This is a genomic window from Chondromyces apiculatus DSM 436 (assembly GCF_000601485.1).
GTDB lineage: Bacteria > Myxococcota_A > Polyangia > Polyangiales > Polyangiaceae > Chondromyces > Chondromyces apiculatus.
Map to the genome: position 1 here is coordinate 58,893 of NZ_ASRX01000009.1, position 25,750 is coordinate 84,642.

Annotated in this window: 20 protein-coding genes and 1 pseudogene; 7 read left to right on the plus strand and 14 right to left on the minus strand. The window is 70.6% G+C overall.

Annotated elements, in window-relative coordinates; all coding sequences use genetic code 11:
• Position 1 precedes the first annotated feature (1 nt).
• The 5 genes from ubiE to CAP_RS06770 form a co-directional block, all read right to left on the minus strand.
• The gene (gene ubiE, locus CAP_RS06750; RefSeq protein ID WP_231511182.1) at positions 2 to 760 is read right to left on the minus strand and encodes a bifunctional demethylmenaquinone methyltransferase/2-methoxy-6-polyprenyl-1,4-benzoquinol methylase UbiE; all 759 of its coding nucleotides are present in this window, start codon (positions 758 to 760) and stop codon (positions 2 to 4) included.
• Positions 757 to 1,905, minus strand: a complete 1,149-nt coding sequence (gene aroF / locus CAP_RS06755; RefSeq protein WP_052374363.1) for a 3-deoxy-7-phosphoheptulonate synthase — start codon at positions 1,903 to 1,905, stop codon at positions 757 to 759. The genes ubiE and aroF overlap by 4 nt, the downstream gene beginning before the upstream one ends.
• 7 nt (positions 1,906 to 1,912) lie before the next feature.
• On the minus strand, positions 1,913 to 2,986 hold the full coding sequence (locus CAP_RS06760) for a polyprenyl synthetase family protein (protein ID WP_081864632.1): 1,074 nt from the start codon (positions 2,984 to 2,986) through the stop codon (positions 1,913 to 1,915).
• 139 nt (positions 2,987 to 3,125) lie between these two features.
• Positions 3,126 to 3,680: a GbsR/MarR family transcriptional regulator gene (locus CAP_RS06765; protein WP_044237482.1), complete on the minus strand. Its 555-nt coding sequence runs from the start codon at positions 3,678 to 3,680 to the stop codon at positions 3,126 to 3,128.
• Between the two features lie 221 nt (positions 3,681 to 3,901).
• Positions 3,902 to 4,867, minus strand: coding sequence for a hypothetical protein (locus tag CAP_RS06770; RefSeq protein WP_044237484.1), 966 nt, complete (start codon positions 4,865 to 4,867; stop codon positions 3,902 to 3,904).
• 267 nt (positions 4,868 to 5,134) lie between these two features.
• On the opposite strand from CAP_RS06770, the gene CAP_RS06775 reads away from it, so the two are divergent.
• Positions 5,135 to 5,992 carry a metallophosphoesterase gene (locus CAP_RS06775; protein ID WP_231511183.1) on the plus strand — a complete coding sequence of 286 codons (858 nt, stop codon included), beginning with the start codon at positions 5,135 to 5,137 and terminating at the stop codon, positions 5,990 to 5,992.
• 992 nt (positions 5,993 to 6,984) lie between these two features.
• Entirely contained in the window at positions 6,985 to 7,452 is a 468-nt protein-coding gene (locus CAP_RS47660; RefSeq protein ID WP_269324142.1) for a protein kinase domain-containing protein, read from the plus strand.
• On the opposite strand, the gene CAP_RS06780 is transcribed toward CAP_RS47660, so the two are convergent.
• On the minus strand, positions 7,442 to 8,050 hold the full coding sequence (locus CAP_RS06780) for a nucleotidyl transferase AbiEii/AbiGii toxin family protein (RefSeq protein ID WP_044237562.1): 609 nt from the start codon (positions 8,048 to 8,050) through the stop codon (positions 7,442 to 7,444). The two genes, CAP_RS47660 and CAP_RS06780, sit on opposite strands and share 11 nt — an antisense overlap.
• Complete coding sequence (locus tag CAP_RS06785) at positions 8,047 to 8,268, minus strand: hypothetical protein (RefSeq protein ID WP_044237485.1); 222 nt, start codon at positions 8,266 to 8,268, stop codon at positions 8,047 to 8,049. Before CAP_RS06785 ends, CAP_RS06780 begins: the two co-directional genes overlap by 4 nt.
• A gap of 131 nt (positions 8,269 to 8,399) precedes the next feature.
• Between CAP_RS06785 and CAP_RS06790 the strand changes: the two genes are divergently transcribed.
• On the plus strand, positions 8,400 to 8,789 hold the full coding sequence (locus CAP_RS06790) for a hypothetical protein (protein ID WP_156040556.1): 390 nt from the start codon (positions 8,400 to 8,402) through the stop codon (positions 8,787 to 8,789).
• A gap of 690 nt (positions 8,790 to 9,479) precedes the next feature.
• Positions 9,480 to 10,253 (plus strand): hypothetical protein, encoded by a 774-nt coding sequence (locus CAP_RS06795; RefSeq protein ID WP_156040557.1) that lies wholly within the window; start codon positions 9,480 to 9,482, stop codon positions 10,251 to 10,253.
• A gap of 165 nt (positions 10,254 to 10,418) precedes the next feature.
• Here the strand turns inward: CAP_RS06795 and CAP_RS06800 are convergent, their stop codons facing one another.
• The 5 genes from CAP_RS06800 to CAP_RS06820 form a co-directional block, all read right to left on the minus strand.
• Positions 10,419 to 11,333 carry a GNAT family N-acetyltransferase gene (locus CAP_RS06800; protein ID WP_044237489.1) on the minus strand — a complete coding sequence of 305 codons (915 nt, stop codon included), beginning with the start codon at positions 11,331 to 11,333 and terminating at the stop codon, positions 10,419 to 10,421.
• A 25-nt stretch (positions 11,334 to 11,358) separates the two neighbouring features.
• Positions 11,359 to 12,555, minus strand: a complete 1,197-nt coding sequence (locus CAP_RS06805) for an aminotransferase class V-fold PLP-dependent enzyme (RefSeq protein WP_044237490.1) — start codon at positions 12,553 to 12,555, stop codon at positions 11,359 to 11,361.
• A 158-nt stretch (positions 12,556 to 12,713) separates the two neighbouring features.
• A complete protein-coding gene (locus tag CAP_RS06810) occupies positions 12,714 to 13,802 on the minus strand; it encodes a hypothetical protein (RefSeq protein ID WP_044237492.1) in 1,089 nt (362 codons plus the stop codon).
• A 53-nt stretch (positions 13,803 to 13,855) separates the two neighbouring features.
• Positions 13,856 to 14,944, minus strand: a complete 1,089-nt coding sequence (locus CAP_RS06815) for a hypothetical protein (protein WP_044237493.1) — start codon at positions 14,942 to 14,944, stop codon at positions 13,856 to 13,858.
• Between the two features lie 117 nt (positions 14,945 to 15,061).
• A complete protein-coding gene (locus tag CAP_RS06820) occupies positions 15,062 to 16,369 on the minus strand; it encodes a hypothetical protein (RefSeq protein WP_156040558.1) in 1,308 nt (435 codons plus the stop codon).
• Positions 16,370 to 16,740: 371 nt separating this feature from the next.
• Between CAP_RS06820 and CAP_RS06825 the strand changes: the two genes are divergently transcribed.
• Entirely contained in the window at positions 16,741 to 20,352 is a 3,612-nt protein-coding gene (locus tag CAP_RS06825; protein ID WP_052374365.1) for a serine/threonine-protein kinase, read from the plus strand.
• Positions 20,353 to 20,389: 37 nt separating this feature from the next.
• Here CAP_RS06825 and CAP_RS06830 read toward each other — a convergent pair whose 3' ends face one another.
• Both CAP_RS06830 and CAP_RS06835 read right to left on the minus strand, forming a co-directional pair.
• Positions 20,390 to 20,791, minus strand: a complete 402-nt coding sequence (locus CAP_RS06830; protein ID WP_044237497.1) for a fluoride efflux transporter FluC — start codon at positions 20,789 to 20,791, stop codon at positions 20,390 to 20,392.
• Positions 20,788 to 22,800 (minus strand): hypothetical protein, encoded by a 2,013-nt coding sequence (locus tag CAP_RS06835; protein WP_231511184.1) that lies wholly within the window; start codon positions 22,798 to 22,800, stop codon positions 20,788 to 20,790. Before CAP_RS06835 ends, CAP_RS06830 begins: the two co-directional genes overlap by 4 nt.
• A 1,117-nt stretch (positions 22,801 to 23,917) precedes the next feature.
• On the opposite strand from CAP_RS06835, the gene CAP_RS06845 reads away from it, so the two are divergent.
• A complete protein-coding gene (locus CAP_RS06845) occupies positions 23,918 to 25,294 on the plus strand; it encodes an HD domain-containing protein (protein ID WP_044237502.1) in 1,377 nt (458 codons plus the stop codon).
• Positions 25,291 to 25,750: pseudogene (locus CAP_RS06850) on the plus strand (hypothetical protein); the annotation flags it as partial. The gene CAP_RS06845 and the pseudogene CAP_RS06850, both read left to right, overlap by 4 nt.

Genomic DNA, 25,750 nt, shown 5'->3' on the forward strand with positions numbered 1-25,750 from the left:
GTCAGCCCTTCCCTGCCCTGCCCCCGGCGACGCCGCGCCCGCCACGCGACGGCGTGCCCACGTAGAGGCAGACCACCCCGAACGTCAGCGGCTCGACCGAGACCACGTCGAGGCCCGACTGCCGCATCGTCTCGGCGAACTCCTCCGGCGGAGGGAACGCCGCGATCGACTTCTGCAGGTAGCCGTACTCCGACGCCCCCGACAGCACGCTCCCGAGCCAGGGCACCACGGTGTGGATGTGCACCTGCGCGAGCTTGCTCAGGATCCCGTCACGCGGCTCGCTCAGCTCCAGGATCGCCACCCGGCCGCCGTCGCGCGTCACGCGCGCCATCTCCCGCAGCGCCTTCGGCCGATCGGGCACGTTGCGGATCCCGAACGCCATGGTCACCCCGTCGACGCTCTGGTCTTCCAGCTCCAGCGCCTGCGCGTCCCCGAGCCGCAGCTCCACACGGTGATCGAGGTGGGCGTAGCGCACCTTCTGCTTGCCCACCTCCAGCATCTTCGCCGACGGATCGATCCCGATGACCCGCACGTCGTGCGCGTCCGCGATGGCCAGCGCCAGATCGCCCGTCCCCGTGGCCAGGTCGAGCACCGTCCCGTGCGGCGCCCGCGACCCCAGCTCCAGCGAGCGCACCGCCTCCCGGCGCCAGCCCTGGTCGAGCCCCATGGAGAGGAGCCGGTTCATGAGATCGTAGCGCGCAGCGATCGCGTCGAACATCTCCCCGCTACCGCCACGCACGTTCTGTAGATCCTGGCTCACGACACACCCTCCGCCTGCACCCAGCCGTCCATCGGCGATCCGCCCGACCCACCCGACCCGCTCGATCCGCTCGACGCGCGCGCCGCCGGGATGGCCGGCATCCCCTGCGAGCCCGGCACCGCCTGCGCAGCCGACGCGGCAGCCGACGCGGCGGCCGACGGCGCCGCGCCCAGCTCCCGCACGATGGCCGCGAGCTCCGCGAGCCGGAGCGCCTGCGGCCCATCGCTCAGCGCCCGCGCCGGATCCTCGTGCACCTCGATCATCACCCCCGCCGCGCCCGCGCCGATGGAGGCGCGCGCCATGGGCAGGATCAGGTCCCGCCGCCCGACGCCGTGCGACGGATCGACGATCACCGGCAGCTTGTGCACGTGCGAGAGCAGCGCCACCGCCCCGAGATCGAGCAGGTTGCGCGTCACCGGGTCGAAGCTCCGGATCCCGCGCTCCGCGAGCACCACGCCCGACGCCCCGCTCGACAAGAGGTACTCCGCCGCCAGCACCCACTCCTCCAGCGTCGCCGCCATCCCCCGCTTGAGCAGCGCCGGCTTCCCCGTGCGCCCGATGCTCTTCAGCAGGGCGTAGTTGTGCATGTTGCGCGAGCCCACCTGGATGAGGTCCGCGTGCTCGGCCACCGCCGGCACGTCCACCTCGCTCATCGCCTCGGTGACCACCTTCAGCCCGTGCGCGTCCGCCGCGCGCCGGAGCCAGGTGAGCGCCTCCGCGCCCGCGCCCTGAAAGGCGTACGGCGAGGTGCGCGGCTTGAACGCGCCGCCCCGGAGGAACTGCACGCCGAGCGGCGCCACCGCCCCGGCCACCTCGCGCGCGTGCCCCTCGGACTCCACGCTGCAGGGGCCGCACATCCAGATCGGCCGCCGCCGCGCCCCGGCCTCGATGCGCACGTCGCCCACCATCACCACCGGGCCTTGCCGGTCGAGCAGCGGGTGCGGCGACTTCGACGAGGTCACCCCGGCGACCCCCTCGATCCGGAGCAGCTCCTCCGCCGACACCTCCGCGGAGTGCGGCGCGATCACGTAGTGCGCGGCCACGCCGCCGGCACCTCGCTCGACCTGGCTCACCCACAGACCTCGGCGGGAAAGCTCGCCCATCACTGCCGCGGCGTCGGCGCCTTGCTTCAGGGAAACGATCATTGGACGCTCACTTCCTCCTCAGAGGTGTCGCCAGCGCGACATCCTCGAGCGCGCTCCGAGCTGGGCTCGACGGCAGGATCTCCAGGCTCTTCGCCGCATCCCTGCACATGCGCGTCGCCAGGGTCAGGCACTCCGGTACCACGCCCCCCTCCGACATCACCCTCCCGATCCGCCGCGCGATCTCCGGGGTCACCGAGACCTCGTCGCCCCGGCAGTTCGCCTCCAGCGCGACGGCGAGCCCCGGATCCCGCTCCACCGCGAGCAGGAGCGGGTACGTCATCTTCCCCTCCCGCAGATCGGTGAGCAGATCCTTGCCCGTCGCGTCCGGGTCCCCCGCGTAGTCGAGCACGTCGTCCACGATCTGGAACGCGAGCCCGAGCATCCCGCCGTAGGCCTCGAGCGCCTCGCACTCGCGCAACCCCACGCCGCCGGCCCGCGCCCCGGCGAACATCGCCCAGCGGAACAGCGAGGCCGTCTTGCCCTGGGCGATCCGGAAGTAGTCGCTCGTGCTCGAACGCACCTTCCCCCGCGCCGCGAGCTGCAGCGTCTCGGCGGTCACCAGCTCCTTCACCGTCTTCAGCATGTGCGGCAGCACGCCGTCCACGCCCGCGGCCTGCACCCGGCAGAGCGCGTCGGCGAGGAGGAAGTCGCCCCCGAAGATGGAGGCCGCGTTGCCGTACACGACCCGCGCCGTGTCCGCGCCGCGCCGCCGGTCGCCGAGGTCCACCACGTCGTCGTGGAGCAGGGTCGCGTTGTGGATCATCTCCACCGCCACCGCGAAGGTCTTGGCCGCCTCGTTGAACCCCGTCCCCACATGCGCCGCGAGCGCGACGCAGATGGGCCGGAGCCGCTTGCCCCCGAGCGCGAGCAGGTGCCGCGCGCTCCGGTGGGCCGGGGTGTCCCCTTCGAGGCCCACCACCCCGAGCGCCTCCTCCACCTCCGCCAGATCTCCCGCGAGCAGGCTCTGGAGCGCTTCGAGCCGCGCCGTGAGCGCGTCCATCCCGCGCGCGGCGGTGACCTCCCCCAGGGTCGCCACGACGTCGTCCGTCTTCACGTCCGCCTTCACACCCTTGGTAACCATGGTCCCAGCTGTCATCCGTCTGCTCCGCTCTGGTCACGCGCCCTGCCGCGGCCTGCCGCACCCAGCGTGCTCCCTGGACACGACGCTGGTCGGACGCCTTCCTGCTCCGCCTGTGTGATGAGAAAGTACCGGCCCGCTCCTACACCCGAGGTCTGCGCGCTGCGCGGAGGGGGAAGCGAACCAGGTCCCCGAACCGCGAGAAATCCACCGTCCTGCTCTTGATGAACCCGTCGAGCGCCGTCTGCGCGAGCTTCACGAACGCGAGGAGCCGGCTCACCCGGTCGAGGCTCACCCGCACCTGCGGGCTGTCGGGCGCGCGCCGGAGCAGCTCCTCGGCGCGCTCCAGCCGCTCGCGCACCGACTCGGTGAGCAGCCGCTCCCGCTCGTCGAAGACGCGGGAGATCATCTTCCAGAAGTCCGTCTCCGCCTCGTAGAACTCCCGCCGCTCGCCGGGGCGCCACACCCGGCGCACCACGCCCCAGCGCTGTAGCTCGGTGAGCGACATGCTCACCGCGCCCGCCGAGATCTGGAGCCGATCGCCGATCTCCGCCGCCGGGAGCGCCTCGCCGGCGATGAACAGCACCGTCCAGACACGCCCGAGCACCCGGCGGAACCCCCAGTGCTCGATGACGTCGCCGATCGCCTCGGCCGCCATGAGCTCCGCCTCACGGATGATGTCTTGCGGTTTGCTCATTGAGAGTCCCGAATGAACTTTCAAAATCCTTTGAAGCAATTGATGAGGCAAGGACGTGTCGAAGTCAAGATCGACGCCTGGTTCTCAACACCGTTTTCTGGACGTCACCGCGCACTCGCCGCGAGGTCTCCGCGAGCCCGCCCGCGCACTCGCCGCGCACTCGCCGCGAACTCGCCGCGCACTCGCCGCGAGCCGTGCCCGCCCGAGCCGTCGGCCCACTGTCAGTTGCCGAACGCTGCCACCTCGTAGATGGCGCTCGCGCCCAGCATCACCGTCGCCTCGCCCCGCCGGAACTGGCTAACGGAGGCGTGGTGGGTGTACACGCCCGAGATCACGAACGGCTGGATCTCGCGCACGGTGGCGCTCACATTGAGGAACCGCACGGCGAGGAGGCCGAGCACCACGTTGGAGAACTGCCCCGACGCCGGGACGATCGTCGTCCAGTCGCTCACCCCCGCCCGCACCCCGTAGTCGAACCCGATGGGGATGTCTGCGAGCAGCGCCCCCGTGTTGCGGAGGATCCAGTCCTTCTCCGCCGCGAGCACGTCCCGCCGTAGGTTGTAGTAGACGGGCGCGTCCCCCACCGACCACCGCTCCGCGAGGAAGGTGTCCAGGATGACCAGCCCCGGGCCGTCCTTGCGCCCGAGCCGCGCCCTCAAGGTCGCGCTCATCCCCGCCGTCCACCCCGAGGCGCGGCCAGCCCGCTCGATGGTCCGGTCACTCTCGTGGTCAGACTCGTAGCTCGGGTAGCCGTAGTAGCCCGCGCTCTGGATCGGCAAGCTCCAGATGGTCATCCCCGAGATCTCCGCGCGCAGCACCAGCGGCGAGATCGGCGTCACCTCCACGAAGCCACCCTGGTGCATGTACGCAGGCGAGAGGTAGTTCATCACCCCCACCTGCACGTTGGTCAGGTCGAAGAGCGCTCCCGGTTTACGGATGAGCGGCACGCACAGGTAAAACGAGAGCGTGTGCTCCGCGCCCAGGGGGTTGATGGAGGCGCCCATCTGCTGGTTCATCCCGAGCTTGGTCTGGGTGCGCTCCAGGCAGTGCTTGCCCTGCGGCTCCACCGGCGGCACATCCTCCTGAGGAGGAGGGTTCGTGACCTGCGCCTCCGCGCGCCGCGCCGGCAACCCGACACACGCCACAGCCGTCAGGCAGACGGCAAGCTCGACGAAGGTGCGGCGCATGACGCCGGAGGGTAGCCGATCGAGCCCGGCATCAGGCAAGCCCTGAATCAGGCCAGGACGCACCGTAGACGTGGCCGAGCCCACGGAGTGAGGAGTCTCGTCCGGCCTCCTGCGCCCTTACCCCGTCTCTCCCGCTGCCTCTCCCACCGCCTCAGGACGCGCTGCATGACCCGCAAATGATGCGCGGAAGGGCGTGGGCGGGGCCGAACAGCGCGCCGTGTCACACCGTTCGGGCAAAGCGCAAAGCGTTGGGCTATGCTCGCCGCCGTGCGACGGGTTGTCGTGCTTCCAGAACGCGGCAAGCTGATCGTCGCGACCGATCTGCAGGGCAACGTCGCGGACTTCGACCGCGTCGCCGAGATCTACGAGGACGCCGCCAGGAAACGCGACGGCGCCATCCTGGTGATCACCGGCGATCTGGTGCATGGCCCCGAGCTGCCCGAGAGCCAGTGGCCCGACTACCTCGGGACCTACTACCACGGCGACTCCGGCGAGGTGCTCACCCGCGCCCGCGCCCTCGCCGACCGCCACCCCGGCCGGGTGCACTACCTGCTCGGCAACCACGAGCACGCCCACGTCGGCGGCCCCATCGTCTCCAAGTTCTTCCCCGACGAAGCCCGCCGCCTCGAAGACATCCTCGGCCCCCACGGCACCCAGGCGATGCGCGACTGGCTCCGCACCTGGCCCTTCGTCGCCTTCGCCCCCCGCGCCGGCCTGGTGATGCTCCACGCCGCCCCCCACGCGCGCATCGAGCGCCGCGACGATCTCGAGCGCCTCCCCCTCGACGGCTTCTTCGACGTCCCCCTCGAAGAGATGTCGACCCGCGGCACCCTCGGCGCCCTGCTCTGGGCCCGCACCACCAGCACCGAGCGCGCCAACGCCTTCCTGCGCGCCATCGATCCCACCGCCCGCGTCGCCGTCTACGGCCACGACGTGGCCCGCTCCGGCTACGCCATCGACCGCGAACCCCTGCTCTGCATCTCCACGAGCTTCGGCTGCTACGACGGCGACAAGCTCTACCTGGAGTGGGACCTCGACGAGCCCGCCGACAGCGCCGCCGACGTCGCCACCCGCGGCCTCCGCCAGCTCTACCCCTCCGCCCCCACCGTCTACCGCATCGGCTAGGTACTGCGGTACTGCGTACCCTGGAGCAGGGACCTACGGTCCCTACGCTCCCGTTGGTCGGTACTGCGTACGGCGAATCAGGGACCCAGGGTCCCTACGCTCCCGTTGGTCGCTACCCCCCCTGGCTCGCGTGAGCGCCCACGACATCGCCATCGAAGGTGTTGACCGGCGTCCCCCGCGCGACGGCAGCGACGCCTCCGACGACGATGAACTCCACCTAATGGCGCGTGAAGAGTCGGAGGAGATCAGCGTTCTGCGTAGGTGCGAGCATCAGCATCTCGCGCTCGACGCCGCTCCGCCGCGCGCATGGAAAACCCGATTTGCTCCTCAAGGATGGCGATGCGCTGGGTCCGAGCGAGGGTCACCATCCACCGAACGAGGGTGAGATCGACCCCGTTCTCGCCGCCTCCTGTCGCTGCTGCATGGAGCGACGGCTCACGTTCCTTCCTTCAGCCACGCCTCTTCTCGTACGCCTCTGAGCGTGCACGGCACAGGCTTGCGCAGCGCTAGGGCACACTTCTTCCGGGGCCCTCCCACAGCTAGCCTGGACTCGCAAAGATGAAAGATCCCTCCATCCTGCTTTACACGGACAAGCACAAAGAGCCCGTAAGGGTTCATTTCGCGGACAGAACGCTCGTGACCCCAAAGGGTACTGAGTATCGGCTTGGCAAGTGGCTCCGCGCGGGAAGCAACGGCACTGTCTTCGAGTGCACACAGCAAGGTGGGCGTTCGTCGCCTAAGTTGGCCGTCAAGTTTCTCCACCGCATCGATTCGCAGCGGCGTGAGCGGTTCCTGTTTGAGAGGGCTGTGCTGACAGGCCTCGATACATCCCAACGTGCTGCGGTGCATCGACACAGGAGAAGTAGAAACGACCTACAAAACCCCTCTGCCGTTCATGATCACAGACATATTTACGGGGCACCTAGGCAACGTCGTGAGTGAAGAAAATCCGCTGGAACCCCACCTCGCTATTACGCGGACCCTACAGTTGTGTGACGCGTTCGCATACATTCACAAAAAAAGGGATTGTCCACCGAGACGTGAAGCCCTCGAACGTTTTTCTTGCGAAAGCGGCTGTTCTAGGTGACTTCGGCCTTGCTAAGACGGCTACGGAACAGGGCGTCGATCGCTTTTACCCGCAAGACATCACCGCTGCAGACGAAACGGTCGGACCCGTACACTGGATGTCTCCCGAGTTGCTCCGCTACATGAACGACAAGACTGCGCCGGTAGATCATCGGTCGGACCTGTTCCAGCTCGGCCTACTCCTAGGGTTCATGCTGACTGGAGTCTGTGCGCGGGGAACACTTGACGAAGAAGATGAGCCCACCGGCGTCTTGTTTCCCCTCGTGCAAAAGCTGCTGCACGCAAAAGTGGACAAGCGGTTCCAATCGGCCGAACAAGTGCATCAGCGAGATCGCGCTGCACCCAGACAGCTAGAAGCTCCCCTCACATTCTGAGCTGACCAGCGTCCTTCATCACCGCTTCGAACTCACTCACAAGCGTCTTGCCGCGGTGGTAGCTGCGCTGCTCGATCAGCTCGAGGGCAGTTCGAGCCTCCTCTACGTCTGCCTCCGTCGCTTCCCGGAGCAGCGCCTGGATATCGTCCCAGTCCTGGGGACGATGCCGATCCTCCCGCGCCAGGACCTTGAGGGCGATCAGATGACCGACCCGCGCCACCGGAACGGGGAGATCCTCGAGGATGTCGAGCGATTCTGCTGCACCGACGACCTCGGGTTCGATCCCCGACGAAGCGAACAGGAGGTCCACCAGCGCGCCGCGCCCGGCATGCGAAGGAGGCTCCAGGCGCACCGTCGCGAGCCGACCCGCCGCGGTCTGTTCAAGTACGGCAAGGACGCGGTAGCTGCGCGCCTGGAGCGCATGAACAAGCGCTTCCGCCTCTGCATCATTCCGGACGTGGACGCATACATCCACATCGCGCGTGGTCCGCGGCTCGGCGCGCGCGCTCACGGCAATCCCCCCGATCAGCGCCCATCTCCAGCCGCCTGCACCGAGGTCCGCCGCGATCTGCCGGAGGGTTGCTTCTACCGGGTTCAGCCGCGGCGAGGCCATGGGACCGGGCGTCCTTCACCATCACCGAGCTCTGCCCCGGGTCGGCGGTGGAGCCACGCCACCACGCGCTCCTCAATCTCTTCCTCGCTCAGCTCTGGCTGCTGTCGGCGGAGCTTCTGACGCAGCATCCGCTCGCCAAGCTCGTAGAGCGAGAGCGCTGTGCGAAACCGCTCGCTCACTTGCTCCGCCTCGCCCGACTTCATGGGGTGAGTCTATCGTACGCGCCGGTCTGGTTCACCCGTCGCTGGTTCGCAAGAGGCTCGCCCCCACGCGCTCTCGCGGGCCTCGCGCCAGGTGTGGCGTTTGCTCGCCAGATGGCGGATAGATGGCCGCCATGAGGACGCTCTTCTGGATGGCCACGGGCGCGGCGCTCACCATGCTCGGGTGTGGTAGCGCGCGGGTGCCTCGGAAGCAGCCTCCCTCCGCCGCCTGCACCACTCTCGGGGGCAAGACGTTCCAGGCCGTGCACCCGCAGGAGTGTGGCCTGGCCCTTGACGGGAAGGTGGCGCTGTGCCCCTGGCGGGTGATGTTCTCGAACGACGCGCAGGGCACGCTCACCTTCGAGTGGTATCGCTCCGACTTCACCGAGCGCGGCCCGGTCTCCTGCAACTCCGGCGCGCTGACCACCACCCCGCGCGGATCGGCCCCTCCGTACCGCGGGACCCACGATCCCCAGGAGGGAACGCTGTTCTGGGAAGGCGCCTACTACCGGCTCCAGCGCTGAGCGAGGCTCATCCGGACTGACGCCCGCAAGCTCGCAGGTATCTCGCAGGGGTCACTTCACTGACCCCTGCACGCTCGCAACTAGGGCGCGCCCTGAATCGGATGACCCCTGCACGCTCGCAGGTATCTCGCAGGGGTCACTTCACTGACCCCTGCAAGCTCGCAACTAGGGCGCGCCCTGAATCGGATGACCCCTGCACGCTCGCAGGTATCTCGCCGGGGTCACCTCACTGACCCCTGCAAGCTCGCAGGTATCTCGCCGGGGTCACCTCACTGACCCCTGCGGCATTGCACATCACAAATCCCCACCGCGTCCCTCACCCCTGTCCCTCCCGCACGGACGCAGCACACACGCGCTCTTCGCCTGTGTTTCCGCAGAGATCTGCCGCAATGCCCCTCCGCAGCCCCCTGCCCCGCCCTCCACCATCGGCGCCGGCATTCCCACGCCGCCTCACGCATACCCACCAGGTCTTCCCAGGTGCGACCAATCGTACGGCGCAGACGAACTCTCCCTTGAATTCGTTTTGGCCATATCTATCTTTCGCTCCGGACCCTACAACCACGAAGGAGGAGTCCAGTGCCGCAACAAGCATTTTTCCAGCAGGCAGCGTTAACTCATCTCACCAACGCGGTGGACGCATCCGCCGCGTACGAGGAGCACCTGGCCGCCGCGCAGGCGGTCGAAAACCCCATGACGTATCGCCTGTCAGCCGATCTCGCGCTGGCAAACCTCCAGCTCGCCAAGAAGTACGTCGTCGAGAAGCGGGCGCAGATCCTCGCGCACTTTCCGCTGCTCGACATCACCCAGTTCGACAGCCTGGGGCGGCTCGCGCTCGGGCTGAAATTCGCGGCCCTCCAGGCGGAAGAAGGGCCCTCGGATCGCGAGATCGATCAGGTCCTCGTCGAGGCCCGAGAGCTGCGGCGCAAGCTGCTCTCCACGGTCGCGGCGCTGGCCACGGCGGGGCTCGTCCCGAAGGAGGTGCACGCCAAGATCGCGCAAGGCCGCGGTCCTCGTGACGCCGCGGAGGACTGCGTGGCGCTCGCGCAGGTGTTCCGGCAAGCGGGATCGACGCTCGACGGCAAGCACGCGGTGACCGAGGACGAGGTGGACCGGACATCCCTGGTGGGCTCCTGGTTGCTCGAGCACCTGCGCCCCGCAGGCGCGAAGCGGCTCAAGGGGCCGAAGCCCGAGGCGGTGCGGACGCGCGACCAGATGGCGACGCTGCTGACGACGCGCTACGCGAAGCTCCAGGCCGTGGCCCACTACTTCGAGGGCGATGGCTGGGAGGAGAAGGTGCCGCTCTTGATGACCCGCATGGCGCCCCCGCGGCAGGACGAGGCCGACCCGGCGACGCCTTCCCCGAACGGCGGCGGCGGCGGCGGCGGCTCGCAACCGGCGCCTTTGCCTCCATCGGGTCCCAAGCCGCCGGTGCAGGTGGCGCCCCCGGCGGCGTCCGCATCCTGACGAACGACGCGACGGCGGTGGTCACCGCTCCCTGAACAGGGACGCGCGTGATCACCGCGCTTCTCCCTCACCCACGCGGCACATCCCTCCAGGGAAACCCACGGCGAGACGTTCTGCCCCGAGGCGCGGCGTCGCGGCTGGGGATGCGGGTCCCCTCGTGAAGACTCAAAAGTACTCGTAGGCGCCGAAGTGGGTGCGGGCGGGGTCGATGGTCTCCGCGGTCCACGGGGAGGCGAGGAGGTGGATCATCGGGATGCCGGCGGCGCGTCCGGTGGTGCGGAAGACGGGGTCGACCTGGTCGGGGCGCAGCCAGCCGGTGATGGCCCGCAGCTCGTGGCGCGCGGCGAGGGCGCGCAGGGTGGCGAGGATGCGGGGGCGCGGGACGCCGGGCGCGGACCACTCGTTCACCCACAGGGCTTGCGGGGTGGGGTTCGCGCTGAGGTAGCCGAGATCGTGGCCCTGGTCTTCGAGGATGAAGGCGGGGGTGGGGTTGCGGAAGGCGAAGTAGCGCCAGAGGGCGGGGCTGCGCGCGGGGCGGAGCCAGCCGTGGTCGTAGCCGGCCTCGTACCAGGCGAGAAGCCGGGGGATGTCGTCGGCCGTGGCAGGGCGGAGGCCGAGGGGCGCGCCTTCGGGGAGGTCCTCGGTGGCGGCGCGGTGGGCGAGGCCAGGGAGCGGGAGGAAGCCGAGGCGGGTGTAGTAGGCGGGGTCGATCTCGCTGTGGAGCCAGGCGGCGCTCAGGCCCTCGGCCGTGGCTTCGCGGAGGATCTCGCGGACGAGGGTGGCGGCGTGGCCACGGTCGCGGGCGTCCTCGCGGGTGAAGACGGCGCCGATGCCGACCGCGGGCAAGGGGCTGCCGTCGGGGGCCGCGAGCTGCATGCTGTAGCGCTTGGCAGAGGCGACGAGGCCGGTGGCGTCGACGAGGCCGACGTAGCGGAGGAGGTCGGGGCCGGCGCGATCGAGCTGGGCGAGGGTGTAGGTGGCGTGCTCGTCGAGAGAGCGCCCGCTCCCCCAGATGGAGTGGGTGTGGCGCGAGGCCTCGATGACGAAGCGCTGGTCGAGGCGGGGGACGTAGGTGGGCATCGCTCGGGGAGATCGGATCGGGAGGTCAGGCGCGGAGCGCGGCGGCGACGCGGAGGACGGCGGCGTCGATCTCGGCGTCGGTGAGGTAAGGGGCAGGGCCGAGGCGGACGAGATCGCCGCGGGCGTCGACGTAGATGCCCTGCGCGCGCAGGCGGGTGACCACCTCGGAGGCAGAGGCCGGGCCCCTCGCGCGGACGGCGACGAAGCCGCCGCGGCGCTCGGGATCGCGCGCAGAGGCGAGGTCGGCGCCGAGGCCGGCGTCGTCGAGGCGGGCGAGGATGCGCGCGGTCTGGGCGAGGGAGAGGGCGCGCAGGCGATGGACGGTGAGGCCGAACCGCTCCCAGTGCGCGAGGGTGGCGGCGGCGCGGTAGAAGGGGGCGGGGTCGAAGGTGGCGCCGGCGAAGCGCGCGCCGCCAGGGCCGTAGGCGACGCCCTTCGCGCCACCTTCGAGGGCGCCGAAGTCGGCGAACCAGCCGGTGTCGACGGGGCGCAGGGTGCAGCCGGGAGGGATGCGCAGCCAGCAGATGCCCTCGCCGAAGGCGGCGTACTTGTAGCCGCCAGCGGTGACGAAGACGTGGTCGCGGGCGGGGCCCCAGTCGAGGGGGACGACGTTGAAGGCGTGGTAGGCGTCGACGAGGCAGAGGGCAGAGACCTCGGCGGCGCGGGCGATGATCTCGCCGAGGCGGGGGACGACGTGGGCGTCCTCGAAGAGCACGGCAGAGAAGGCGACGAGGTGCGTGCCGGGGGTGATGGCGGCGAGGAGGCGCTCGGCGAGGCCCTCGCGGGGGGAGGCGTCGACGCGGACGATGTCGAAGCCCTCCTCGGCGAGGCGGGTGAGCTGGCGCCGCATGGAGTGGAACTCGCCGGTGGTGGTGACGATGCGCACGGGAGGTGCGGCGGCGCTGGCCGAGGGCAGGCAACTCACGAGGCGCATCAAGAGCTCGTGGGTGCTGCGGCCGAAGGCGATGGCGTCGGTGCGGGGGAAGCCCATGCGTTCGAGCACGGCCTCGCCGACAGCCTGGGTCTTGAGGGAGACGGCCTTGTCCCACTTGTCGTCGCAGAACTGCGCGGCGTCGTCGAAGCTCTCGGTGAGGGCGTCGCGGACCACGTCGGGCCAGGCCTGGTGCGAGTGTCCCGTGAGGAGGATGCGCCCGGGAGTGGCGAGGAAGCGGCTGTAGGCCGCGCGCAGGGCGTCGTGCTCGACGGGCTCCATCGGGGGCATGGTGTCACCCGATCGCACCGGCAGTCCACCGCGCGACGATCAAGAGAGGCCGGCGGAGGTGGCGCGCGGCGTTCGCAGCAGGTGCGAAGACGAAAAGACGAAGCAGGTGAGCTGCCGCGCGGCCACGGAGGCGCGTGATGCGCCGCACGGAGCGCAGCTCAGGGGGCGGGCCGGAAGGTCTCGTACGACGCGTCGACCTGGAGGGTGCTGCTGACTTCCTTGTCCCCGAGCCCGAGGACGATGCCCATCCCCAGGAAGGAATGCAGGCTCACGGTGCTCGACACGGGGGCTGCGCTCGTCAGGTCGATGACGCTGCGGCCTTCGCCGCTCGACTCGCTCGACACGAACCTGCCGCGGATGCCGGGCGGCAGCGGGGGTACGACCGCAGGGTCCCCGATGAGCTGCACGAGGTTGAAGACGAGGTCTGCGCGGTTTCCTTCGCGGGCTTCGAGGGTGTAGGTCGTGAAGTAGAGGAAGTCCCCGCCCGTGAAATCGAGGCGGGTCACCACGTGCCAGCGGGCGCCAGGGCCCACGGGCTCGTCCGGGAGCGGCACCGTCATGAACACGAAGGGCTGGGCGCAGGTGGTGGCGTCGTTCATGAGATCCTCCGCGCCTTCCGGCAGCTTCCGCGCGAAGTCGCGGAGGTGGCCCTTCGGGCTGGCGGCGTAGGACATGGTGAGGCCTTCGAGCCGCGGGAACATCGCGCCCATGCCCTGGACGACGCCCTGATCGTGGAGCGTCGGATCGGGAGGTCCATCGAAGCCGAGGCTGCGCAGGCGTCCCTCGACCCGCACCTCGCCGCGCGGATCGCGGCCGCCCGTGGTCACGTCCATGATCATCACCGTGCGCGGGACCTGGGTGGGGGTGCTGGGACTTCCCTCCGTGGTCATGCGCCCGCGCGCCTGGATGCGGGCGCCGAGGGCCCGCTTGCCCGCGGCGAAGGCGTAGGTCAACGGAGCCCGCGGCTCGGCGCCGGGGTCGAGGAGCTTGACGGTGGGGCGGGCATTGACCTTGACGTAGCGATCGGCTTCGACAGGCCCGAGGATGCCGCGGGGGGCGGCCGGAGGCGCGCCCGCAGGGGGGTACGGGGCGGCGCCCGGAGCGGCCGGGAGCGCGGCCGGAGACGAGGGCGCAGCCGCGCTGGCGGCGACTGCAGCGCGCGGGGTGGACAGGGAGGGCGTCCCGTCCGGCTCGGGTGGAGCGCTGCTGTTGCACCCGAGGACCACCGCGAGGGCGACGACGCGCATCCAGATCGGCAGGGGGGCTTCAGGGGCCCCGTGTCTCCCCTTCCTTCGCGGTTTCATCGCGGGGGAACGAAGCTCTCGAGCTGCGTCCGGAGGAGGGTGGTGGTCCTGTCGCCAGCACCACCAGGTCCGCCGAGACCGCCGGGGCCGCCGGAGACGGCGACGGTCATCCGCATCGTCATCTCCAGCTTGAGCGATACGGGCACCGCGCTCTTCAGGTCGATCGTGGTGGTGCCGCTGCCGGACGAGTCGAACTTGACGAGCTTGGTGCTGAAGCCGGCAGGCACGCTGGCGGAAGCGAGGTCCGGCCCCGCGGCGAGCTGCTGGTGCGTGACGTCGAAGACCACGCGGTCGCCGTCGATGGACTTCAGGGTGTAGGACGCGAACTGCACGATGTCGACGCCGTTCGTGACCGTGCGGCTCACCGACTGCCACTGGGCGCCAGGGCCGACCGCGCCGGCAGGGAGCGGTGACGCCATCGACTCCATGGATTTCGAGAAGCCGCTCATCATCTGCCGCGATTGTGCCGACAGCGATGGCGGCCATTTCATCGCGACGTCGCGGACATTGCCCCTGGGGTCCATGGTCTGGCTCGTGGTGATGCCTTTGTACTCCGCGAGCTTGGCCCTGAGGTCCTCGTAGGACGCCTTGTCGGGCCCGAGCTGGGCGGCATCGAGGTCCACGTTCCGGGAGCGGGCCGAGATCCGCACATCGCCGCCCGAATCGCGGTCGCTGACGGTGAGATCCGTGAGCATCACCATGCGCGGTATCACCACGGGAATCACGTGGCTACCAGGCGTGTGCAAGGCCATCGTCATGTCGATGTACATGCCGAAGGCGTGCTTGCTCTTGGCGAGCGTGACGGCCGGAGGGGGCCCGCGGCGCGCAGCGGGAGGCGGGGTGCCTCGTGGCGCGGGGCTCCCCGTGGCCGCACCCGCAGCGTCAGCGGTGCCCGCCGCGCCCGAGGCGCGCGGCGCCGCGTCGCTCTTGCCGCTGTCCGCGAGGGTGAGGGCGAGGGTCATCACGGCGAGCACGCGGAGGTTTCTCCAGCGTGCCCCCCGCGCTGGACGGGCGCAGGGCTCCTTCGTCGAGGTGCACGGGTGCGTCTGGGCCTCGATCTCGACCAGCGAGCGATGCGCATGCATGAGCAGAACCCCTCCTGTGGGCCTGGACGGGAGGGGACCCGAGGGGTCCCGCAGCACGACCGCGGCGTGCGTGCATGCTCGCTCCGGATCCCGCCGAGATCCACACCTGTGCGGGGCTCACTTCGCGGGGCGGAAGGTCTCGGCGCGCATTGTCATGTCGATGCGCGCTTTGCCACCACCGCCGCCAGGGCCGCCGGTGATGTCGATCTCCATGCCGCTCTGCAGGCTCATGGTGCTCGACACGGGGATGAGGTTCTTGAGGTCGACGGTGCTGCTGCCGCCGCCGCCAGACTTGAAGGAGGTGAGCCTGGCGCTGGCGCCGGGGGGCAGGCCGGGCGCCGCGACGGTGGCGCTGGCGGCGAGCTGGTCGATCTTGATGTCCAGGGTGGCGCGGTCGCCCGCGCGGGACTTCAGGGTGTAGGTCGCGAACTGCACGATGTCGGCGCCGGCGTTGTTCACCCGGGTGACGACTTGCCAGCGGGCGCCGGCGCCCACGGGCTCGTTCGGGAAGGGGGCCACCATGGACTCGAAGGACTGGGAGAGGCCGCTCAGCATCTGCTGCGCCTGCTCCGGGACGCCAGGCGGGAGCTTGACGGCGAAGTCGTGGGCGTAGCCCTTGGGGCTGACGAGGTAGGTCATGCCGAGGCCCTTGAACATCCCGAGCTGGCTCTGCATGACGTCGAGCACCTCCTTCTGGGTGTCGGCCTGCGCGTCGGCGTCGAGGCTCCGCACGGTGCCCTCGACGCGCATCTCGCCGCGCGGGTCGCGGTCGCCGACGGCGGCGTCCATGAGCATGACGATGCGAGGCACCTTGGTGGCAGGCAGGGCCTTGCCGCCGATGGAGAGGCCCATGCTCATGTCGATGCGGGTGCCGACGGGGTACTTGCCCTTGGTGAAGGCGTAGGTCAGCTCGGCCTGCGGGTCGGCGCCAGCGTGGAGGAGCTTGACGGTGGGGCGGGCGCCCGTCTTGATGAAGCGATCGGCTTCACCAGGGCCGAGGATGCCGCCCGGAGCCTTGGGGAGCGCCGCGGAAGCGCCGGCGAGGGCGGCGGCGGGGGCTGGAGAGGTGCCCGCCGGAGTGCCCGCCAGGGCGCCCGCGGAGGGAGACGCGGCGGTCGCGGAGGGAGATGCGGCGGCGGCAGAGGGAGACGCGGCGGCCGCGGAGGCGTTCGCGGTGGGCGGGGCGGCAGCCTGCGTCGGGGTGGCAGCAGGGTCCGGGAGGACGGGCGGGGCGACGGAGAGCGCGGGGGCTCCCTCGGAGGGCGCGCTGCTGGAGGGCGGGGCGGCCTGGGCCGAGGGGCTGGCGGCCTGGGCGCTCTCCGCAGAAGAGGGGGGGGTCGCGCTGGACGCGCTGGGCGCGTTGAGCGTCGACGGGGCAGGCGGATCGCTCTTGCTACACCCGGCGAGGACAAGGCCGAGGGTCACGGCGGCGAGCGCCGTCAGGGCCCGGGAGCGGCGCGCAGGCGCCGGAGGGGACGAACACCGCGTGGGAACGCAGGCATCGTCTGCCCGCAGGCGGTCCGCGTGGACCTCGATCTCGACTGCCGAAACGCGCGCATGAACGAGCACAGCACCTCCAGGAGACCCGCGGCGGCGGCGTGCGCGGGGGCTCCCGGGACAGGCCGTGGCGCGAGGCCGCGGTGGGCTTAACCCACTTCGAGGGACGCTTCCATGATCGCTTCCGGAGGCTTCTCGGCCGGCGCCTGCCAGAAAGGGGCGGTGAGGGGCAAGAAGTAGGATCGAACGGTGAGGAAGGCGGGGGGGAGGTCACGCTCTGGTAGACTCCGACTCCCCCGATGCGTGCGCGCGGCGATTACCTCGAAGGGTTGCTCGATCTTGCCTCCCACACGAGCCGGAACATCCGGCGCGCGCTGTTTCGGCAGAGCGTGGCGTCGCTGGCGCTCGCCGATGTGATGGATGGGCCAGGGCTGCTGGATACGCTGAACCCGGATGCGCTGCTCCGGAGCGTGCGCATCGCGATGGCGGACGGGCTGCTCGACGATCTGAGCTGGCTCGCGCCGCCCGCGGCAGGGGTGGCGCTCTGGGAGATCGCCAGCGCGCTGCCGCTCGGGCCAGAGCGGCGCGATCTGGCGCGGCGGGTGCTCGCGCAGCTCTACTCGGGGAACGCGGCGACGTTCGTGGCGATCGCGACGCGGATGGCCGCAAGCTCGGGGCGCGGGCTGTCAGGGGCCGGGATCCGGGCCCGCGTGGCGCTGGTGATGTCGCTGCCAGGGAGCGCGGAGCTGTCGGTGGATCCGCTGGCGCTGTCGATCGCGTCGCGGCGGGATCTGTCGCGGGACTGGATCTGCGCGGCGTCGACGGGCTCGCTGTCGGACCGGAGGCTCGCGGCGCAGCTCCTGGAGCGGGCGGCGCGGGAGGCGACGCGGCGGGCGACGCAGGGGGACGATCTGCCGCTGCGGCTGTTCCGGAACGTGGGGGAGCGGAAGCGGCGGAGCGCGGAGGCGAACGCGGACGGGCTGGCCCTCGCCTGGCGGACGCTGCTCGACGACCGGGAGACGGTGGTGTGGCGGCACATCGCTTCGGCGCGAGGGCTGCTCGCGGGAGTGCTCTCGGACATCGCAGAGGACGTGCGCGACATGGTGGCGCCGGACCTGTCGCCCACGGAGTGGCGCCGCGGCGCGGTGAGCGTGGTGGCGAACATCGCGGTGGAGGGAGAGAAGGGGCTCAAGCGGGCGATGGACCTGCTGGAAGGGCCGCTGCCGTCGCGGGACTCGGGGGTGCCGAACGCGATGCTGTGGGGGCTCTACACGGCGGCGGCCGCGGAGCCGGAGGCGGCGGAGGAGCTGCTCGACGCGATCGTGGCGACGTCGCCCATCAACTGCGCGGAAGGGGTGGCCGGGCTCCGGCGGCATTTCGGGTCGGCGAGCGCGGCGCGCGGGGGGACGTTCGGGGCGCGGGCGGCGGCGCAGTGCGCGGACGCGCTGGCGTCGGTGGCGATGTCGGCGGCGGAGGCGGACGACGGGATGATGGCGCTGGCGCGGGCCATCCAGAGCGAGCTGTCGACGGGCGGGGGCAAGAGCGCCGAGCTGCGGGAGATGGTGGAGGACGCGGTGGGCGCGTTCGTGGGCGGGGGGCCGCGGGACGCGCACGCGAAGGCGCAGAAGGCGATGGGGCTGGCGATCGAGGTGATGAACTCGCTCGAAAAGCTGGAGGTGACGGATCGGCGCGGGCCGGTGAGCAGCCTGTCGCGGCGGGCCGCGGCGGAGCTGATGCGGACGCTCGACGCAGACGTGCTGGAGCCGGGGACGCTGAAGAGCCTGCTCCTGCTCGACCGGAGGCCGACCGACGATCAGAGCGGGGTGCCGGCGCTCGACGACTTCGACGAGCGGCTGGCGAAGTGGCTGCTCGACGTGGAGGGGACGTTCCCGCTGCGGGAGATCGCGGCAGGGCGGGAGGAGCCGGGGAGCCGCGCGAGCATCCCCATGCCGGATCCGAAGGGCGAGACGCAGGCGCCGCACCAGGTGATGCACCTGAGGAACCTGCGGGCGCTCCTGCACCTCATCGACAGCGAGACCACCGACTTCGGCGAGGAGGTGGAGCGCAAGGGGCGGGTGCGCGCGCGCTGGACGACGACGTGCAACCTGCTGCTGGAGCGGCTCGCGGCCGAGAAGGCGTCGCCGCTCCGGCGGGGGATCGCGGCGACGGTGGCGCGGGCGCTGGACGCGCTGGTGCGCGACGGCGTGGCCGACGCGGCGGACGTGTTCCTGTACGCGGCGATGCGGGCGGGAGATCCGGCGGATCTGGAGGCGCTCGCGGAGGCGAGCATGCACCCGGACGTGACGCAGCTCCTCCTCGCCTACGCGCGGTTCGCGCGGCTGCCGGCGGAGGAGCAGGTGCCGGCAGAGCTGACGGCAGCGCCGTCGATGCTGGCGCGGGATCCGTCGGCGCACGAGACGGCGACGCGGGAGGCGGCGCGGGTGCGGCACGCGCTGGCGCGGCTGTCGGCGCTGGACTGGCTGGTGACGGAGCTGCCCGCGGGGGCGTCGCAGCGGACGGAGATCGTGCGCGGGACGCTGGCGCGGCTGTCGCGGTCGCTCAACGTGATCCAGGGGGCGCAGGCGCTCAGCTCGCTGGTGTCGACGATCACCGGGGATGCGTCGGCGCTGTGGCTGTTCGGGGATGCGCTGACGCGTCTGAGTCAGCTCACCACGGGGGCGCGGCGGCGCTGCGGTGATCCCGGGGTCGAGGGGAACGGGAGCGCGGGCGGGGCGACGTCCGGCGGGGGCGCGGGCGGGGGGAACGGGGGGTCAGAACCGCTGCGGTTGACCAACGCGGCCGAGCCGCTGCGGCTCGCGGTGGAGGTGACGCTGCAGCACCCGGACGAGACGATCCAGAACTTCCACCCGTCGATCCAGGTGGCGGTGAACGCGGCGCGGCGGTCGATCCCGAAGGCGATCGCGGAACTCATCGCGCTGGTGCTGCCGCACATCGCGCCCTTGCCGGTGCGGCGGCCGGTGACGCGGGACGCGGGGCCGCTGGCGGAGCATCCCCTGCCCTCCTGGCTGCCGAGCCGGAGGATCGTGGGCGGGTTCTTCGTGCAGCGATCGCTGGCCGGTGGGTCGCAGGGGAGCGTGTTCGTGGTGACCCGCGCGGAGGAGCGGCACGATCCGCAGGCGGAGCGGTTCGCGATGAAGGTGCCGGCCTACGATCACACGGCGGCGCGGAGCGTGTCGGAGGAGGAGTTCCTGAGGCTGTTCGGGGAGGAGGCGGGGTCGCTCCTGGCGCTGCCGCAGCACCCGAACCTGCCGCGCTTCGTGACCTTCGATGCGGCGGCGCGGCCGAAGCCGATCCTGGTGATGGAGCTGGTGGAGGGGATCCGGCTCGACAAGCTGCTCGACGCGCGGGGGCTGACGATGCGGGGAGCGCTGACGCTCCTCGACGGGATCCTCGCAGGGCTGCAGGCGATGCACGGGCTCGGGGTGGGTCACCTGGACGTGAAGCCGACCAACGTGATCCTGCGCAACGGTCGGGAGCCGGTGCTCGTGGATTTCGGGCTGGCCGGGCGCCACATCCGGCCAGGCTGCGCGTCGGGGAACTACGGGGCACCGGAGGTGTGGGAGGGAGCGCCGGAGGGGGTGATGGCGACGCCGATGATGGCGGACATCTACAGCTTCGGGTGCGTGGCCTACGAGATCCTGACCGGGCGGACGCTGTTCGACGGGACGAGCGACGTGGCGCTGATCCAGGCGCACGTGGGGCACGACGGGCTGCCCGGGCCGCTGAAGAAGCTGGCAGGGAACCAGCGGACGGCGGAGGTGGCGGCGTTCCTGTTCTCGTGCCTGCGCCACAACCCGCAGAGCCGGGCGACGGCGACGTTCATGCGCGACGCGCTGGGGAGGATCTCGGGGCTCGTGGCGGACCTGCGCTGGCCGATGGACCTGGGCTGAGGGAAGGCCCGGGGAGCGCGGGAGAGGCGGCGGGAGGTCAGCCCCCGGCGAGGCGGCGGCCGCAGAGGAGGCCGAGCACGCCCGCGCCGAGGCCGAGGACGAGGGTCAACGCGATGTTGGCGACGCCGAGCTTCCACTGGCGTTCGTCGAAGCAGCGCAGGGTCTCGTAGGCGAAGGCGGAGTAGGTGGTGAAGCCGCCGAGGAAGCCGGTGGTGAGGGTCAGGCGCTGGGTGGGGGTGACGAGGCCGGCGGCGGCGAGCTCCATGACCAGGCAGATCAGGAACGAGCCGACGACGTTGACGATGAGGGTGCCGGCGGGGAAGGCGCCCTGACGCAGGCGCTCGGCGCCGAGGGCGACGAGGAAGCGCGCGCCCGAGCCGAGGGCGCCTGCGGCGCAGACGAGGAGGAGCCGCTGCCAGACGGCCGGCGTGGCGTTCACCTGGCGCGTGGGGGAGGCGTGCGGGTGCGGCGCATGCTGCTCGTGGAGCTGGTGCGGTGGGGAGTCTCGGTGCCGCCGGCGGGGGTGAGGCGCGCCGCGCGGACGGCGCCGACCTCGGCTTCGACCTCCACGCCGAGGGCGCGGCAGCGGCGGATGAGCCGCTCGAGATCGACGCCAGCCTCGATGAGGAGGCCGCCGGGAGGCGAGGGATCGATGAACATCTCGGCGGCGGGTCGGCGGGTGCGGAGCAGCTCGCGGATCTCCGGGTCCTCGATCCAGAGGAAGCCCGAGGCGCCCGTGAAGCTCGCCTTGCCGATCACCACGCTGGCCTGGACGAGGATGCGGGAGAGGGTCTCCGGCAGGGGCGCGATGGCCTCGATGCGGGCGCGGACGCCATCGCTGTCGAAGCCCACGGAGAGGGCCTTGGCGAGCGAGGGAGGCGAGAGGACGAGATCGAGCTCCTCGTTCACGCGCCCGAGCTCGGCGAAGGGGGCGAGGCCCAGCACCGCGGCGACCTTCGCGGTCGGGCCGATGCGCAGGGCCTGGGTGTCGATGAACTTGCTGCCGCTGACGTCGATGGTGGGGGCCATGCCCGCGAGCAGGGCGCGCCCGCGCGGGGTGAGCCGGAGAGCGACGCCGCTGCTCTCCTCGTCGACGCCGCCGAGGTCGAGGATGCCGAGCGCCGGGAGGGTCTCCAGGGCAATGCGGCGGGTGATCTCGAGGGGCGCCGTGGCCTCGACGTTGGAGCGCTCGGCCCAGCGCTTGACCAGCCGCTCTGCGCCCGCGATGCGCTCGTCCGCGGCGAGGTAGCTTTCCAGGGCTTCCCAGGGAACCCAGCGGCCCTCACCGAGGTCGTGCAGGGCGTCGAGGACCATTTCGCGCAAGGCGCTGATGGGGCTCGCGTCGCGGCTGTCGGAGGCGGCCCGGAGCACCTCCCGCTCGGGGCGGGCCTCGTCCCAGGCGCCGCCGCGCCGCCAGGTGGCGAAGAGGAGCTGGGTCAGCTCGTGGACCTGGAGCGAGCCGGGCGGGGTGGCCGGCGAGGCCGCGGGGGCCTCCCACAGGCCGATGGCGCGGGAGAGGGCGGCAATGAGGCCAATGGTCTCCTGGTCGCGGCCGAAGCGCTGGCCCAGGCGGACGAGGAGCGAGCGGGGCGTGCCCACGCCGGGGCGCACGTCGCTGCCGGGCTCGCGGATGGCGAAGGCCAGGCCGAGCGCGAGGTGGGCCGGATCCGTGGCGAACCGGGCGCGGCGGGGAGCGTGGTCCTCCGCGATGACGAACGAGCGGATCTGCTCGCGGCGCTTCTCGCGCAGCAGGCGCCGCTCGGCGCCCACGATGGCCACGACCTCGGTGGGGATGACGTGCCGGTTCGGGTGAATGGGGATGAGAAACCCGCGCCGCTCCAGGGCAAAGCCTGCGCCGCGTCGGCTCGCCGTGACGCCGGTCGCGCTGCGCAACCGCATCGGCTCGCGCTCCAGATCGAGCAGCTCCTGGGTCTCGACTTCGCCGCCCACAGCCTCGATGGCTTCGAGCAGCCGGCGCTCCACCGGCGCGAGTCGCCCGACTTCCTCGGCGAGGTACTCGGGATTGCTCAGCATTTCCCAGGCATGCTCAAGCGATAGCGCGATGGGCGGGGTGGCCGGCCGGCCAAGGTAGTGGGCAGCAACCGCGTTCATGGTCTCGAACGAGGACTGCGCAAGAAGGGCACGGAGCGACCTCGGATCCTCGCTCTCCCAGCTCTTGAGCTGGACGAGGAATGCGATTGGCAGCACGAGTTCGATCGACTTGTCGACCTTGCGCGCATAGACCACACCTCTGCCAATGAGCGGCTCGAGCCCGGCAGGCAGCGAGGGGACGACCAGCACGCCTCCCGCCTCCGCGGTGCGGTGCAAAAGCTCCCGGCTCGCAGTCGGCAGGCGCGAGGGATCGCGGACGTCGGGCAACCCGACGAGCGCGCGCGCGACCTGCGAGGGCACATCGATGCGCTTGGCAGCGTCGATGCGGATACCCATCCGGTGAATCAGGCCCTTGATCTCCGATTCGGGCAAAGCCCGCAGGATTTCATCGAGCCGACGCGGTGATTCCTCCGCTGCCACGCTGCCCTTTACCATGCTGCCCGATCTCCGCGCGGTTCTTGTCGATGCGTCCTCCGCGGGGTGCTCCTCTCGTCCCAGGTGTCTTCCATTGATGGCAGGCATATGTGCTCTGATCCAGGTTATCGTCCGTTGGAGTTAACCGGCGGCTTCAGGCCAGTATCCCTCTAAGCTACACCAGGGTGGGCATCGAGCTACAGGAAATTGCGGGCGCCGAGAGTACCGGACGCTTGAAGCACGGTGGTGACAAAGTGTCACGGCCGTGGACACACTCCGAGAAGATTGGCAGACCAATCATTCTACATCTGACCCACGCTTGACCCACGCTTGACCCACGCTTGACCCACGCTTGCCCGAGCGCCAGGCAGGCGCTGGAAAGAGCCTATTTTCGCGACAAATGGCGGGTTCGCCGTGGCACCTCTCCTGACACGGTCCCCCACGCGCGCCCCCTGGACACATCCCCTGGCACACCTCGTGGCACGTATCCTCCAGATCGAATGCCCCTTCCGTTACCGTTTCCGTTGCTGGCTCTCTTGCTGGCTGCCTCGATGGCTGCCTCGATGGTTCCCTCGATGGTTCCCTCGATGGTTCCCTCGATGGTTCCCTCGATGGTTCCCTCGATGGTTCCGTTGCAGTTTCCGTGCTCGCGCCTGACAAAGCCCACCGCCACCCCCCAAAGCATGTTCCTTCTGGAGCCTTACCCGGTGGATTCTCTTGGCGTTTTCGCATGAAGCGCGGCTCTCGCTTGCGCTCCCGCCCGGGGGCGTGGAAGTCTCGCGACTCCGCAGATTGCCGCCCACGCGCGAGGCTCCACCATGCTCCTTAGAGCAGGTTTTCACCCCTGTCATTACATTGGTCCCAATCGCCCGGACAGAGGCCTATGCATGGGATGGCAGAGCGATCTATTCAGGAAGATCCTGAATGTCACTGATTGCAATGCGCTGCCAGCCAGACGCGCGAGCGACGGAGCCTTTCTCATGCACAACCGCGGGATGACCATCGTGACAGAATCCAGACAACCCCCCGGAGCGTCGTCGTGATCCTGCGGGATCCGGTGCACGGGCTCCTCGAGTTCGAGGGGAATGAAGCCGCGATCGTGCCGCGCTTGCTCGAAGCGCGGGAGGTGCAGCGGCTCCGGCGTATCCGGCAGCTCGGGCTGACGTCCCTCGCATTCCCCGGCGCCGAGCACAGCCGCTTTTCTCATGCGCTCGGAGCGGCGCACGTCATGCGCCTCCTGCTGGCGCGGCTGCGGCAGCTCGATGGCGATTTGCCATTCTGGCAGCGGGTCACCAGCGAGCGGGCGCGTGACGCCATCGCCGCGGCATTTTTGCACGACATCGGGCATGGGCCGCTCTCGCACCTGTTCGAGACCGCGATGCCGGGGGCGAGCCACCATGAGGCATGGACGGAGCGCATCCTGCTGGATCCCTCCTCGGACGTGCATTCGATCCTGGTGCAGCACGACCCCTATCTCCCGCAACGCGTGGCCGAGTTGATCCGCGGCAAGCACGAGCTGCCCTACCTGGCGCGCGCGGTGAGCGGCACGTTCGACGTGGATCGCTGCGATTATCTCCTGCGCGATGCGCACGCCACAGGGGTGCGCTACGGCGATTACGACCTGCCATGGCTCCTGAGAAGCCTGCGTTTCAGCGAGATCCCCGGAGGCAATGCGGCAGCGACGCTGCCGGAACAGAGGGGCGCCGGGGAACGGGGGCGCGATGCGCCGACGCTCGCAATCGAAGGAGCCAAGGGGCTCAGCGCCATCGAATCGTTCCTCCTGGCGCGCTGCTTCATGTTCCAGCAGGTGTACTTCCACAAGTCCACGCGCGCCGCGGAATGGATGATCGGGGCGATCCTGCGGCGGGTGGTGGAGCGGCTGCGGGAGGGAGAGCGCATCCCGCAGGTCCCGGCGGCCATCGCGGCGGCCGCGGTGGGTGAGGTGCCGAGCCTCAGTCAGTACCTGGAGCTCGACGATCACGTGCTGCTCGGGGCAATCCACGCCTGGGAAGGGGCGAGTGATCCCATCCTGGCCGACCTGGCGCGGCGGCTGCGCGCCAGGGCGCTGTTCAAGACCCTTGAACTCTACCCCGAGGCGGGGCAGGACAGCCCAGGCATGCCAGGCGCCGGGATGGGTGTCCCCGAGGAGGTCGCGCAAGCGGCCGTGGCGACAGCCAGGGACATCGCCCGCGCAGCAGGGCTGGATCCTGACGTGTACGTGGGTCTGGACGTGGCCGAGGACACTCCCTACGAGGAAGACGCTTCGCTGTTCGTGGTGTTTCCGCAGGGGCGACCCCGGCGACCTGCCGAGGTGTCCTTCCTGCTGGATCGGCTGCGCAACGCGACCTTGACCCGCACCCGGCTGCTCTTCGCGCCCGAGCTGCGGGATGCGGTGCGGGAGGCGCTGTTCCGTTGACGCTCCGCCGCGCACTCGCCACCGCGTCGATGGGCCTCGCCGTGCTCCTGGGTGGCGTGCAGGCGCGCGCAGACGGGGCGTACGGGCGTCTGGAAGGCGACGTCGGGCTGCGCATCGGGGCAGGCGCTGCGCTGGCACAAGGGGGAGCTTCGCTCAGCGCCCACGGGGCCGCGGTGTACCTGGAGACGGCAGGGATCTACGTGCACTACACCGATGCGCTCGGGCAAGGGGGGCCCGTCGTCGAGCGCTCGTTCGCGACCGGCGTTCACTTCCAGCCGCTGTTCCTGGCGCGGTACGTGAGCGATCTGGAGCGGGGGCCAGCGCGGCTCGATCTGTTCCTGGATTCGGTGGCGCTGGGCGTGGGTGCGTTCTGGGACGCGCGCCGTCTGGGCGCGTCTTCGGGTGAAGGGGAGGCGACGGAAGCAGGGGGGGCGATGGCAGAGGGGGGGGCGATGG